A 12,803-nucleotide genomic window follows, 5' to 3' on the forward strand; every position below is an offset into this window, starting at 1 on the left:
AGAACATTATGCAGGAGACCCACATGAGCGCGACATCCCGGATAGATTCTACAACCCCGGAGCGGAGTGCGCCGGCCGGCGTGGCCCGTCTGGACGTGGACCCGTTCTCGACCGAGTTTTTCGAGGATCCGCACCGGATCCACGACGTCCTCCGCGAGGCCGGGCCGGTGGTCTGGCTCGAGAAGTGGAGCGTCTACGGCGTCGCACGCTATGCCGAGGTGCACGCCGTCCTCAACGATCCCCTGACCTTCTGTTCGAGCCGCGGCGTGGGCTTGAGCGATTTTGCCAAGGAAAAGCCGTGGCGACCGCAAAGCATCATCCTTGAAGCGGACCCGCCGGCGCATACCAGGACACGCACGGTGCTCGCCCAGGTGCTGTCGCCGACCGCCATGAAGCAGGTCCGCGAACATTTCACGGCGATGGCGGCGGCCAAGGTCGACGAATTGCTGGCGCGCGGAAGTTTCGATGCGGTTGCCGACCTTGCGGAGGCCTATCCGCTCTCGGTTTTTCCTGATGCGATGGGCCTGAAGCAGGAAGGGCGGGAGAATCTGCTGCCCTATGCGAGCCTGGTGTTCAACGCGTTCGGACCGCCGAACCAGTTGCGCCAGGAGGCGATCGAGCGCTCCGCGCCACATCAGGCCTATGTCGCCGCGCAGTGCCAGCGCGAAAACCTTACGCCTGGCGGCTTCGGCGCTTGCATCCATGCGCGCGCCGACGCCGGCGACATCACGGCGGAAGAGGCGCCACTGCTGGTACGCTCGCTGCTTTCGGCAGGCCTCGATACCACCGTCAACGGCATCGGCGCCGCGATGTACTGTCTGGCGCGCTTCCCCGATCAGCTTGCACGGCTGCGCAGCGATCCGACGCTGGCGCGCAACGCATTCGAGGAAGCGATCCGTTTCGAAAGCCCGGTGCAGACCTTTTTCCGCACCACGACGCGGGAGGTCGAACTCGCCGGTCATCGCATCGGCGAAGGCGAAAAGGTGCTGATGTTCCTTGGCGCCGCCAACCGCGATCCGCGGCGCTGGGAAAATCCTGACCGCTATGACATCACCCGCCGCACCTCCGGGCATGTCGGGTTCGGTTCGGGCATCCATATGTGCGTCGGCCAGCTCCTCGCGCGCCTCGAAGGCGAGGTGATGCTGGCGGCGATCGCGCGCAAGGTCGCGAGTATCGAGATATCAGGCCCGGTGAAGCGTCGCTACAACAACACGCTGCGCGGTCTCGAAAGCCTCCCGATCACCGTTTCTCCGGCCTGACGGACCGCCCATGCCGAGCATCACGTTTGTTCACCCTGACGGCCGCGCGCAACGTGTCGACGCCAGCGATGGCGAAAGCGCGATGCAGGCGGCGACGCGCCACGATGTCGGTGGAATTCTCGCCGAATGCGGCGGCAACGCGATGTGCGCCACCTGCCACGTCTATGTCGACGAGGGCTGGCTCGCCCGCCTGCCGGCCATGGGCGGCGACGAGGACGCGCTGCTGGACGGCGCCGCGGCCGAACGGCGGGCCAACAGCCGCCTGTCCTGCCAGATCAAGTTGGCTGCCGACCTCGATGGGTTGGTTCTCAATCTGCCGGACCGGCAATTGTGACGGCCTAATTACCTGAACTGAAGTCTAACCCGGCGAAGTCCGGGAACGCTCAAGGTCAAATTCGAAAGGGAGAGAACAATGAGGGGTTTAAGGTTAGGTCTCGCACTTGCCTTGTCTTGCGTGGCGTCAGGCGCGGCGAGCGCGGAAATTTCCGACAAATCGTGCGCGTCGGCGTGCTGAATGACATCTCCGGTATCTTTCAGGACACCAACGGCATGGGCTCGGTGGAAGCCGCGCGCATGGCGGCGGAGGATTTCAACGGCGGCGGCAAGGGTATCAAGGTCGAGATCGTCTATGCCGATCACCAGAACAAGGCCGATGTGGGCTCGGCGATCGTGCGCAAATGGCTCGACGTCGATGGCGTCGATGCCGTGGTCGACGTGCCGAATTCCGCCGTTGGGCTCACCATCAACTCGCTGCTGCGCGACAGCCGCATGACGTTCCTGGCGTCGTCGACGGCGAGCTCCGACCTGACCGGCAAGGCCTGCTCGCCCAACACCATCCAGTGGGTCAATGACGCCTGGGCGACCGGCAACTCGACCGCGGCGGCGATGATGGCGCGCGGCGGCAAGGAATGGTACTTCATCACGGTGAATTTTGCGCTCGGCCAGGGCATCGAGGCCGAGGCCACCAACTACATCGAAAAGCACGGCGGCAAGGTGCTGGGCTCGGCCAAGCATCCGCTCAACACGCCGGACTTCGCCTCGCTTCTGCTGCAGGCGCAGAATTCCAAGGCCAAGGTCATCGGTCTCGCCAATGCCGGCGGCGACACCGTCAACGCGGTGAAGCAGGCGGCCGAGTTCGGCCTTCAGCAAAGCGGACAGACGATGGTGGCGTTCCTGCTGTTCATCAACGACGTCCATGGTATGGGGCTGAAGGTAGGCCAGGGCCTGCAACTGTTCGAGGCGTTTTACTGGGACATGGATGAAAACACCCGCGCGTTTGCCAAGCGCTTCGCAGCGCGGCCGGGGGTGAACGGCAAGATGCCAAGCGGCAATCAGGCCGGCGTCTATGCTTCCACGCTCGCCTATCTCAACGCAGTGGCCGCGACCGGCAGCGATCACGCCAAGGATGCGGTGCCTGAGATGAAGAAGTTCAAGGGCAAGGACAAACTGTTCGGCGATGTCACCATCCGCCAGGACGGCCGCGTCATTCACCCGATGTACCTGTTCGAGGTGAAGAGGCCGGAAGAGTCGAAATATCCGTACGATTACTACAAGCTGGTCTCGACCATTCCGGCCGACCAGGCCTTCCGCCCGCTCGCCGACGGCGGCTGCTCGCTGGTGAAGTAATGCTCCGCTGCCCTCCCTCTTCCGCTTGCGGGTCCGCAAGGGGGAGGGAGCCTGACCAGCGTGCTCGCCTCACATCGGCAGGCGGTGCCGGTCTTATTTCGATTGACGTCCGCGTCGCGCGAACCATTGTAAGCCCAACGGCCGGCCGAAGCGCGGCTGCAGGAATAGCGAAGGGAGAAACGATGCAACGCCTCAGATTCCAAATTCGCGCGACAATCCAGTTGGCTTTGCTGGCGGCTGCGACCTCGTTCTTTGCCATCAACGCCACGGCCGCAAAGATGGTCGGCGATCCCGCCGCGACCTGCAGCGACCTTATCCGGCCGGCCGACAATGCCGTGCGGATCGATTCTGCGACCATGGTCGCGCCGTCGCCGCTCGCCGTCGCCGAGAGAGCACCGACGCCGGCGGCGCGCATCACGCCGGCCAATCCGGAATTCTGCAAGGTCCTCGGCCAGATCGCGCCGGCCGATCCCAAGGCGCCGCCGATCAAATTTCAGGTGAATCTTCCGGTCGAGTGGAACGGCCGCTCGCTGCAATATGGTGGCGGCGGTTTCAACGGCGTGCTGATTACCGGGCTTGCCTTGCCGCCGGCGTATCCATTCGGCGCGCCGTCGCCGCTGGCGCGCGGGTTCGTCACCTATGGCACGGATTCCGGCCACGAGACCAAGCCGGGCGAGCCGCCGCAGACGTTTGCGCTCAACGACGAGGCCTTTGAGAATTTCGCCCATCGTTCCTACAAGCGCGTGCGCGACGCCGCGGTTGCCCTGATGCTGCGCGCCTACGGCAACCCGCCGGCCAAACTGTATTTCATGGGATCGTCGGAAGGCGGCCGCGAGGGGCTGACGATGGCGCAGCGCTATCCCGATGACTTCGACGGCATCTTTGCCCGCGTGCCCGTCATCAACTGGGTCGGATTGCAGCATGCCGGGACGCGGTCGGGATTGGCCACCATGGGCGAGGGCTGGATTCGTCCCGCGCAGGTTGATCTCGTGGCCAAGGCTGTGCTTGCCGCCTGCGACAAGGCGGACGGCGCCGAGGATTCGCTGGTGCTGGACCCGGTTGGCTGCAAGGCGAAATTCCAGCCGGACACACTACGTTGCGCGGCGGGCCAAAGCGGCGACCAGTGCCTGACGGAAGCGCAGATTGCGGCAATCAAAACGCTACACTCGACGTACAAGTTTTCGTTTCCGCTGGAGAACGGCCTTGATGATTATCCGGGCTGGGGCGTCTCCGGCGAAAATATCCCCGCCTTCGGTCCGACCGGCGGCTGGGTCGCCTGGTGGCTCGGCAAGGCGGCGCCGGCGCAGCCGCCGGCCCCTGCCAACGGCATCGCCTGGATCTACGGCGCAGGCGGCATTCAATATGTCTTCGCGCGCGATCCGAAGCTCGACGTCACGACCTACAGGCCCGAAGATCACAAGGAACGGCTGCTGCAGGTATCGCGGTTGATGGATTCAACCAATCCGGACCTCAGCCGCTTTGCCGCGCGCGGTGGCAAGCTCGTGATTCTCGAGAACATGGCCGACTACGCCCAGAGCCCTTACGCAGGGATACGCTACTTCGAAAACGTGCAGCGCACCTTGGGCCGCGATAAGACGGCGGCGTTCGCCCGCCTCTACACGGCGCCCGGTGTCGACCACGTCGGCTCCGGCGCGCCCGCGAATGTCGACATGCTGGCCGTGCTCGTCGATTGGGTCGAGAACGGCAAGGCGCCGGGTGATCTCGAGGTGATCGAGCAGAGGGTCGAAGCGCCGGCGTTCGAGACCACGCGCGCGCTGCCATTATGCCAATGGCCGGCATGGCCGCATTACAAATCGGGGCCGACGAGTAGCGCGGCTAGTTTTGCCTGCGCGCCGTGAGAGGGTCTTCTCCGCTCAACGCGAGCGACGAAATCTATCCCGTGACCTTGCTCGAGCCTTGCGTGATCAGCCGCGCGGCGCGCTGGTCGCGGGCGTGAATCCACAGCCAACTCAAGGCGACGCTGAGGCGGTTACGTAGGCCGATCAAGAAGTAGATGTGGGCGATGCCCCAGATCCACCAGGCGAGATTGCCGCGCAGCTTGATGCGGCCGAAATCGATCACGGCCTTCTTTTTGCCGATCTGCGCGAGACTGCCGGCATGCTTGTAGCGGAACGGCGGCAGCGTGCCGCCGGAGAGGCGCGCCTTGATCAGCGCCGCCACATAGCGCCCCTGCTGCTTGGCCGCCGGCGCGATGCCGGGCACCGGATTGCCGTCGGGGCCGGCGATCGTCACGGTATCGCCGACGGCAAAGACATCGGGATGGCCGGGCACGGTCAGATCAGGCTCGACCTTCAGGCGGTAGGCGCGGTCGGCGGGTGCCTTCATCCATTCCGCAGCGCGCGAGGCGCGCACGCCGGCCGCCCAGACGATGGTCCTGGCCTCCAGCCTGTTGCCGCCATAGACGACGCCGTCGATCGCACATTCGGTGACCGGCTGCCCCAACACCACTTCGACGCCGAGCTCCTCCAGCGCGCGCTGCGCATAGGAAGAGAGGTCTTCGGGAAAGCCCGCGAGCACGCGCGCGCCGGCCTCGACCAGGACAACGCGGGTCTTGTGGGTGTCGATGTTGCGAAAGTCCGGCGGCAGCGTGTCCTTGGCAAGGTCGGCGATCGTTCCGGCCATTTCGACGCCGGTCGGGCCGGCGCCGATGATGACGAAGGTGAGTAGCGCCGCGCGGCGCGCCGGGTCGGTCTCGCGCTCGGCGCGCTCGAAGGCGACAAGGATGCGCCGCCGCAGCGTCGTGGCATCCTCCAGCGTCTTGAGGCCCGGTGCGAACGGCTCCCATTCATCGTGGCCGAAATAGGCATGGCGGGCGCCGGTGGCGAGGATCAGCGTGTCGTAGGAAATCGTGTCGCCGTCCTCGAGCAGCACGCGCTTTGCCTCGGCATCGACGCCATTCACATTGGCAAACAGCGTCGTCACCTCGGGACGGTGGCGCAAGAGATAGCGGATCGGCCAGGCGATTTCCGACGTCGCCAGCGAAGCGGTCGCGACCTGGTAGAGCAGCGGCTGGAACAGATGATGGTTGCGGCGGTCGATCAGCGTGATCCTGACCGGCGCCCCGGCAAGGCCAAAGGCGGTCTCCAGACCGCCGAAACCGGCGCCGACGATCACGACGTGATGGGGTTCTTTCGGCACTGTCGTCATGGAAATGCGACCCCGGTTTCAGATGTCTCAACGCATTGGATTATGTAGCCATTTGCTGCTCCGCTCCAATACGTCTTTGTCAATCGGCCGATAGCGAACGCGTATCGTGCTGACGTCCCGGCCTTGAGCCGGACCCATAACCACAGAAGGGTATTGTTGAGAACGCTGGAGCCGCAGCACGGCACCACAACAAAATCCTGTGGTTATGGGTCCCTGCGTTCGCAGGGACGACGGCAAAATAAATTTCCAGCCACAGCATCCTTTGCCCGTTCCAAAACGTCCTTGGGGTCGAGATGGCCGCAAAATGAGGAGAAAGCCATGAGACGGACCGTGATCAGGTACAAAACCAAGCCGGAAATGAGCGACAGGAACGCCGAATTGGTGGCGGCGGTGTTTGCCGAATTGCAGACGGCCCAGCCGGAGGGCTTTCGCTATCTGTCGCTGCGGCTGGAGGATGATACGTTCATCCATTTCGTCGAGACCGCAGCCGATGATGGCTCCAGCGCCTTGCCGAAACTGGCGGCGTTTCAGGCGTTCCAGAACGGCATTCGCGAGCGTTGCGCCGAACCGCCGCTGCCGAAAGGCGTGACCATCGTCGGTAATTATCGCATGTTGCGCGAGACCGAGAACGCGCTTGCCGGAGTCTGAATGACAGTGGTTCCCGAGACGTCCGCCGCCTTCGACATCGAGCGCCTGCTGGCGGCGATGCGCCCAAAGCTGCATCGCTATTGCGCGCGCATGGTGGGCTCCGTCATCGACGGCGAGGACGTGCTGCAGGATGCCATGATCAAGGCGGTGGAGGCGCATGCCTCCGCCGGCACGCTCGGCAATCCCGAAGGCTGGCTGTTTCGCATTGCGCACAACACCGCGCTGGATTTCCTGCGCCGGCGCAAGCGCCAGGAAGCGTTCCGGGGACCAGCGGAGGTGGACATGATCATTGACCAGCTCGATGCCGTGGCGAGCCGCCAGATCGCCGCGACCTCCTTACGCACCTTCATGCGGTTGCCGGTGCCGCAGCGTGCGAGCGTGATCCTGATGGACGTGCTCGGCTGCTCGCTGAAGGAAATCTGCGAGGTGATGGATTGCAGCCTGCCCGCGGCCAAGGCCGCGCTGCATCGCGGCCGCGCGCAGTTGCGTGAGATTGCCGACGAGCCGGACGACGCGCCGCAACAAAAGCTATCCGACGCCGATCGTGAGCGGCTCGGCGCCTATGTCGCCCATTTCAACGCCCGCGATTTCGACGCCATCCGCGCTATGATTACAGACGATGCCAGGCTCGATCTCGTCAGCAGAACCCACTTGCGTGGCAAGGCCCAAGTGTCCCGCTATTTCGACAACTACGACAAAGTGAGCGACTGGCGCCTGGTGCCGGGCCTGGTGGAGGGGCGTCCCGCCATCCTGGTGTTCGATCCCAACGAAGGCGATGCCAAGCCGAAATATTTCGTGCTGCTGGGCTGGTCGGCCGGCAAGGTCGCGACTATCAGGGATTTCCGCCACGCGCCTTACGTCATCGATGGCGCTGAATACCTGATCTGAACGAGCGCTTCTGCAAGGTGAAAGTGGGGATATGCGATTCCACCCTTGCGAAAAATTACTTTAAGCCTAAAATGATTTGTGAGACGGCGCTGCCGGGCGTCCTCGATATTGATCTCGAGCCTTTCATGGATGGAGGCGAGGGGAGATTGAAAATGTCAGGTAACACTCCCAGCCGGCCCCTTGGTCGGTCCCTTGGCCCGTTGGGACAACCGGCATTATATTTCTTGCCATCCCCGCCGTCCGCGAATTATGGTGCAGGTAGCTTAAGCATGCGCCGAAGGTTCTAACCGGAGCCTTGGGTTCATGCTTGCCGCTGACCGGCGATTTCGCGCACAAAATACCTCACACATAAGAGGCGCGCGGAGCAAGCGTTGCCGGTGGCCCGGTTGACCGGGTTTTGAGTGATAAACAGGAGGGGAGTGATTATGAAAAAGGCATTCTGGCTGGCGGGCGCAACAATTCTGGCGCTGGCGCAGCCCGCGCTCGCTGGCGACACCATCAAAATCGGCTTTGTTTCGACCTTCAGCGGCCCGACCGCTGTGATCGGCAACGATATGCGCAACTCGTTCGAGCTGGCGCTCGACCATCTCGGCCGCAAGATGGGCGGCAAGCCGGTCGAGGTGCTCTACGAGGACGACGGCCAGAAGCCCGACGTCGGCAAGCAGAAGACCGAGAAGCTGATCCAGTCCGACAAGGTCGACTTCATTGTCGGCTACATCTGGTCGAACGTGCTGCTGGCGTCGCTGAAGACCGCGGTCGATTCCAAAACCTTCCTGATCACGTCCAATGCCGGCCCCTCGCAGCTCGCCGGCGAACTCTGCTCGCCTTACGTGTTCTCGACCTCCTGGCAGAACGACCAGACCCCGCAGGCGGTCGGCACCTACATGAACCAGAAGGGCGTGAAGTCAGTATTCCTGATCGGCCCGAACTACGCCGCCGGCAAGGACATGCTGGCCGGCGTCAAGAGCACGTTCAAGGGCCAGGTCGTCGGCGAGGAATATACGGTGTGGCCGAGCCAGCTCGACTTCTCCGCCGAGCTCACCAAGGCGAAGAATTCCAAGGCCGAGTCAATCTTCGTGTTCTATCCGGGCGCGGCCGGTGTCCAGTTCCTCAATCAATACGCCCAGGCGGGCCTCAAGGGGCAGATCCCGCTCTATACTGCGTTTACCATCGACGAATTGTCGCTGCCGCTGCAGAAGGACAATGCAATCGGGGTGCCCGGCGCGCAGCAATGGGTCAACGATTTGCCGTTCCCCGAGAACAAGAAGTTCGTCGAGGACTACCGCAAGAAGCACACCGGCCTGCGCCCGACCTTCTACGGCGCGCAGTCCTATGACGCCGCGAACCTGATCAACAGTGCGGTGGTCGCGGTGAAGGGCGATACCTCGAAGAAGGACGAGATGAAGGCCGAGATGGAGAAGGCCAACTTCAAGTCCGTGCGCGGCCCGTTCAAATACGGCAACAACCACATTCCGATCCAGAATTTCTACCTGCAGGACGTGGTCAAGGACGCCGACGGCCAGCTCTCGCTGAAGACGGTGGCGACTATCGTCAAGGACGACCAGGATCGCTTCCACGACAAATGTCCGATGAAGAAGTGATTGTTGGCATGGCCGGTGCATGATCGCCGGAGCGCGCCCTCGGGCTTGACCCGGGGGCGGTTAACGACAGATCATCCGCCCAACAAGAAAAATGGCGGCGGCGCAGATGTGCTGCCGCTGTTTTGTTGGAGCATGATCCGGACCCGGAGGGCCACGTTAGTGCAAAGTGGGCACCGGTTTTCCGATAAGATCATGCTCAAATCATAAAGATAGAGCGGGATGACGAGTCATCACGCTTTAGGCCCAGAGTTTTAAGGTTCATGCTCGTCCTCGTAGAACAATCGCTGAACGGCCTGCAGTTCGGCCTGCTGCTGTTCCTGCTGGCGGCCGGCTTGACGCTGGTGTTCGGCATCATGGACTTCGTCAACCTGGCGCACGGCTCGCTCTACATGATGGGCGCCTATTTCGCGGCGACCTTTGTCGCCTGGACGAATAGTTTTGTGCTCGGGATATTGCTGGCGCTCGGCGCCACGCTGCTACTGGGCATCGCGCTCGAATTCATCGCACTGAGGCACCTCTACGGCCGCGATCATCTCGATCAGGTGCTGGCGACCTTCGGGCTGATCCTGTTCTTCAACGACGCGGTGCGGCTGATCTGGGGCCCCGCCGGCCTGTCGCTGCCGCTGCCGGCCTGGCTGACCATCCCGGTGCAGATCGTCCCCGGCGTATTCTATCCGGCCTACCGGCTGTCGATCATCGTGGTCGCGCTGGCGGTCGCGGCATTGCTTTATATCGTGGTGATGCGGACCAAGATCGGCATGCTGATCCGCGCCGGCGCCTCCAACCGTGAAATGATCGGCGCGCTGGGCATCAACATCAAGCTGTTGTTCACGCTGGTGTTCGGACTTGGCGCGGCGCTCGCCGGCCTTGCCGGGCTGATGCAGGCGCCGATCCTGACCGTGCAGATCGGCATGGGCGAGAACATCCTGATCCTCGCTTTCGTCATCATCGTGATCGGCGGCATCGGCTCGATACGGGGCGCGTTCATGGCCGCGATCTTCGTCGGCATGATCGATACGCTCGGCCGCGCCTTCCTGCCCGATCTCTTGCGCACCGTGCTGAGTTCCGCCGCCGCTTCCACCGCCGCACCCGCATTGTCGTCGATGCTGATCTATCTTCTGATGGCCATCGTCCTCGTCGTGCGGCCGGAGGGGCTGTTTCCGGCTGCCAAGCGATGAAATCTCACATCAACGCCCGCAACGTCATCGTGGCGCTTGTCGCGCTTGGCCTCACCTTGCTGCCGGCCTATTCAGCGCTGACCGGCAACATCTTCATCCTGACGCTGTTCACCCGCATCGTGATCTTCGCGCTCGCCGCCGCCAGCCTCAATCTCATCATGGGCTATGGCGGCATGATGAGCTTCGGCCACGCCGCCTATCTCGGCATTGGCGGCTATGCGGTGGGCATCCTCGCCCATGAAGGCATCGGCTCCGGCTTCATCCAGTGGCCGGTCGCGCTGGCGCTGTCGGCGCTTTATGCGCTCGTGATCGGTGCGCTCAGCCTCCGCACCCGCGGCGTCTATTTCATCATGATCACGCTCGCCTTCGCGCAGATGGCCTACTACATCGCCTCGGGTCTCTCTCGCTATGGCGGCGACGACGGCCTCACCATCTACAAGCGCAGCACTTTCGGCGGCCTGATCGACCTGTCGAACCGTGTGCAGTTCTACTACCTTTGCCTGGCCTGCCTGTTCGGCGGCGTCTATTTGATCTGGCGCATCGTCAATTCTCGCTTCGGCATGGTGGTGCAGGGCGTTCGTTCCAACGAGCAACGCATGCAGGCGATCGGCTTTCACGCCAACCGATATCGTCTCGTCTGCTTCGTCATCTCCGGTACGATCTGCGGCCTCGCCGGGGCGCTGCTCGCCAACAACACCGATTTCATCAGCCCGGCCGGGATGTACTGGACCCGCTCCGGCGAACTCATGGTGATGGTGGTCTTCGGCGGCATGGGCTCGCTGTTCGGTCCCGTCCTGGGCACCATCGTGTTCCTCCTGCTGGAAGAAGTCCTGTCGCAATTCACCGAATACTGGGCGCTGATCATGGGCCCGCTGTTGCTGCTGATCGTGCTGTTCGCGCGCGGCGGCATCATGGGCCTGCTCGGGAGGTTGAGCCGTGGCTGATCCTCTGCTCCGTGTAGAAAACCTGGTCCGAAGTTTTGGTGGCATCAAAGCCACCGACAATCTGTCGCTCGATGTCGTGCCGGGCGAACTGCATGCCATCATCGGTCCCAACGGCGCCGGCAAGACCACGCTGATCAGCCAGTTGACTGGACAGTTGATGCCGAATTCCGGCACCATTCACTTCGCCGGCCGCGAGGTCACGCGGCTGCCGCCCTATCAGCGCAGCCGGCTTGGCCTTGCGCGCTCGTTCCAGATCACCTGCCTGCTGCCGGATTTTACCGCAGCCGACAATGTCGCGCTGGCGGCGCAAGCGCATGACGGCCACTCGTTCCGCTTCTGGGGCTCCGCGCGCAAGGAGAGGCATCTGCGCGACGCGGCACGGGCGGCGCTCGCGCGGGTAGGGCTCGCCAGGCGCGCCGACGTGCTGGTGTCGGAATTGAGCCACGGCGAACAGCGCGAGCTCGAACTTGCGGTGGCGCTCGCCACCAAGCCGCAATTGCTGCTGCTCGACGAGCCGATGGCCGGCCTCGGCGTCACCGAATCCGCGCGCATGGTGGCGCTGCTCAAGGAATTGCGGAAAGAAGTCACCATCGTGCTGGTCGAGCACGACATGGAAGCGGTGTTCGCGCTGGCCGACCGCATCACCGTGCTGGTCTATGGCCGCGTGATCGCCTCGGGCGATCCAGACGCCATCCGCAACAATGAGGAAGTCAAGCGCGCCTATCTCGGCGACCAGCATGTGGTGGTTAGCCATGGCTGAATCGAGAACCGCTGAAACCCTGCTCGAAGTTGAAGGCATCGAAACCTGCTACGGCCTCAGCCAGGTCCTGTTCGGCCTGTCGCTGAAAGTGCGTGCCGGCGAGATGGTCGCCTTGATGGGCCGCAACGGCATGGGCAAGACCACGACGATCCGCTCCATCATGGGCATGACGCCGGCTCGCGCGGGCACGATCCGCTTCGCGGGTGAGCAAGTGCGCAGCCTGCCGTCCTACAGAATCGCAAAACTCGGCATCGGCCTGGTGCCGGAAGGCCGCCAGATCTTTCCGAACCTGACGGTCTACGAGAATCTGGTGGCGGCTTCGGGCAACCGCTCAGGCAATCCCGATCCCTGGACCATCGACATGATCCACGCGCTGTTTCCACGGCTTGCCGAGCGCGGCAACAACATGGGCGTGACCTTGTCGGGCGGCGAGCAGCAGATGCTGGCGATCGGCCGCGCGCTGATGACCAACCCGAAGCTTCTGATCCTCGACGAAGCCACCGAAGGCCTTGCGCCGCTGATCCGCGAGGAAATCTGGAACTGCCTGTCGATGCTGAAGGGCCGCGGCCAATCCGTGCTCGTCATCGACAAGAACGTCGCCAACCTCTCCCGCATCGCCGACCGCCACTACATCATCGAGCGCGGGCGAACGGTGTGGACGGGGACGAGCGAGCAGTTGATTGCGGAGCCCGACCTGCAGCACCGGTATCTGGGGATTTGAGCGGCGTGTC

Annotated in this window: 11 protein-coding genes and 1 pseudogene; 11 read left to right on the plus strand and 1 reads right to left on the minus strand. The window is 63.3% G+C overall.

Features of this window, described 5'->3' with window-relative positions; translation table 11 throughout:
* The first annotated feature begins 23 nt into the window (after positions 1-23).
* The 4 genes and pseudogenes from ACFXS9_RS36470 to ACFXS9_RS36485 all read left to right on the plus strand — a co-directional run bounded on the left by ACFXS9_RS36470 (position 24) and on the right by ACFXS9_RS36485 (position 4,744).
* Positions 24-1,259: a cytochrome P450 gene (locus ACFXS9_RS36470; RefSeq protein WP_392697870.1), complete on the plus strand. Its 1,236-nt coding sequence runs from the start codon at positions 24-26 to the stop codon at positions 1,257-1,259.
* A gap of 10 nt (positions 1,260-1,269) precedes the next feature.
* Positions 1,270-1,593, plus strand: a complete 324-nt coding sequence (locus tag ACFXS9_RS36475) for a 2Fe-2S iron-sulfur cluster-binding protein (protein ID WP_392697872.1) — start codon at positions 1,270-1,272, stop codon at positions 1,591-1,593.
* A 78-nt stretch (positions 1,594-1,671) separates the two neighbouring features.
* Positions 1,672-2,885 (plus strand): annotated as a pseudogene (locus ACFXS9_RS36480) (ABC transporter substrate-binding protein).
* Between the two features lie 278 nt (positions 2,886-3,163).
* Positions 3,164-4,744, plus strand: a complete 1,581-nt coding sequence (locus tag ACFXS9_RS36485; RefSeq protein ID WP_392700200.1) for a tannase/feruloyl esterase family alpha/beta hydrolase — start codon at positions 3,164-3,166, stop codon at positions 4,742-4,744.
* Between the two features lie 34 nt (positions 4,745-4,778).
* Here the strand turns inward: ACFXS9_RS36485 and ACFXS9_RS36490 are convergent, their stop codons facing one another.
* Positions 4,779-6,053 carry an NAD(P)/FAD-dependent oxidoreductase gene (locus ACFXS9_RS36490; protein WP_392697875.1) on the minus strand — a complete coding sequence of 425 codons (1,275 nt, stop codon included), beginning with the start codon at positions 6,051-6,053 and terminating at the stop codon, positions 4,779-4,781.
* 318 nt (positions 6,054-6,371) lie between these two features.
* On the opposite strand from ACFXS9_RS36490, the gene ACFXS9_RS36495 reads away from it, so the two are divergent.
* From ACFXS9_RS36495 to ACFXS9_RS36525, 7 genes are all read left to right on the plus strand, one after another.
* Positions 6,372-6,701, plus strand: coding sequence for a hypothetical protein (locus ACFXS9_RS36495; RefSeq protein ID WP_392697877.1), 330 nt, complete (start codon positions 6,372-6,374; stop codon positions 6,699-6,701).
* Positions 6,702-7,589: a sigma-70 family RNA polymerase sigma factor gene (locus ACFXS9_RS36500; RefSeq protein ID WP_392697879.1), complete on the plus strand. Its 888-nt coding sequence runs from the start codon at positions 6,702-6,704 to the stop codon at positions 7,587-7,589.
* A 425-nt stretch (positions 7,590-8,014) separates the two neighbouring features.
* Positions 8,015-9,190, plus strand: coding sequence for an ABC transporter substrate-binding protein (locus ACFXS9_RS36505; RefSeq protein WP_392697882.1), 1,176 nt, complete (start codon positions 8,015-8,017; stop codon positions 9,188-9,190).
* Between the two features lie 260 nt (positions 9,191-9,450).
* Positions 9,451-10,368: a branched-chain amino acid ABC transporter permease gene (locus tag ACFXS9_RS36510; RefSeq protein ID WP_392697885.1), complete on the plus strand. Its 918-nt coding sequence runs from the start codon at positions 9,451-9,453 to the stop codon at positions 10,366-10,368.
* Positions 10,365-11,312, plus strand: a complete 948-nt coding sequence (locus ACFXS9_RS36515) for a branched-chain amino acid ABC transporter permease (RefSeq protein WP_334365384.1) — start codon at positions 10,365-10,367, stop codon at positions 11,310-11,312. Before ACFXS9_RS36510 ends, ACFXS9_RS36515 begins: the two co-directional genes overlap by 4 nt.
* On the plus strand, positions 11,305-12,072 hold the full coding sequence (locus ACFXS9_RS36520) for an ABC transporter ATP-binding protein (protein WP_392697888.1): 768 nt from the start codon (positions 11,305-11,307) through the stop codon (positions 12,070-12,072). Before ACFXS9_RS36515 ends, ACFXS9_RS36520 begins: the two co-directional genes overlap by 8 nt.
* Complete coding sequence (locus tag ACFXS9_RS36525) at positions 12,065-12,793, plus strand: ABC transporter ATP-binding protein (protein WP_392697891.1); 729 nt, start codon at positions 12,065-12,067, stop codon at positions 12,791-12,793. Before ACFXS9_RS36520 ends, ACFXS9_RS36525 begins: the two co-directional genes overlap by 8 nt.
* The last annotated feature ends 10 nt before the right edge of the window (positions 12,794-12,803 follow it).

It is taken from the genome of Bradyrhizobium sp. RDI18 (genome assembly GCF_043203335.1).
GTDB lineage: Bacteria > Pseudomonadota > Alphaproteobacteria > Rhizobiales > Xanthobacteraceae > Bradyrhizobium > Bradyrhizobium retamae.

What these genes read in the sequence shown, in the direction of transcription:
- ACFXS9_RS36495 (WP_392697877.1), top strand. Translation starts at nt 6,372, where the DNA reads ATGAGACGGACCGTGATCAGGTACAAAACCAAGCCGGAAATGAGCGAC.
- ACFXS9_RS36490 (WP_392697875.1), bottom strand. Translation starts at nt 6,053, where the DNA reads ATGACGACAGTGCCGAAAGAACCCCATCACGTCGTGATCGTCGGCGCC.
- ACFXS9_RS36505 (WP_392697882.1), top strand. Translation starts at nt 8,015, where the DNA reads ATGAAAAAGGCATTCTGGCTGGCGGGCGCAACAATTCTGGCGCTGGCG.
- ACFXS9_RS36525 (WP_392697891.1), top strand. Translation starts at nt 12,065, where the DNA reads ATGGCTGAATCGAGAACCGCTGAAACCCTGCTCGAAGTTGAAGGCATC.
- ACFXS9_RS36515 (WP_334365384.1), top strand. Translation starts at nt 10,365, where the DNA reads ATGAAATCTCACATCAACGCCCGCAACGTCATCGTGGCGCTTGTCGCG.
- ACFXS9_RS36485 (WP_392700200.1), top strand. Translation starts at nt 3,164, where the DNA reads ATGGTCGGCGATCCCGCCGCGACCTGCAGCGACCTTATCCGGCCGGCC.
- ACFXS9_RS36470 (WP_392697870.1), top strand. Translation starts at nt 24, where the DNA reads ATGAGCGCGACATCCCGGATAGATTCTACAACCCCGGAGCGGAGTGCG.
- ACFXS9_RS36475 (WP_392697872.1), top strand. Translation starts at nt 1,270, where the DNA reads ATGCCGAGCATCACGTTTGTTCACCCTGACGGCCGCGCGCAACGTGTC.
- ACFXS9_RS36510 (WP_392697885.1), top strand. Translation starts at nt 9,451, where the DNA reads ATGCTCGTCCTCGTAGAACAATCGCTGAACGGCCTGCAGTTCGGCCTG.
- ACFXS9_RS36500 (WP_392697879.1), top strand. Translation starts at nt 6,702, where the DNA reads ATGACAGTGGTTCCCGAGACGTCCGCCGCCTTCGACATCGAGCGCCTG.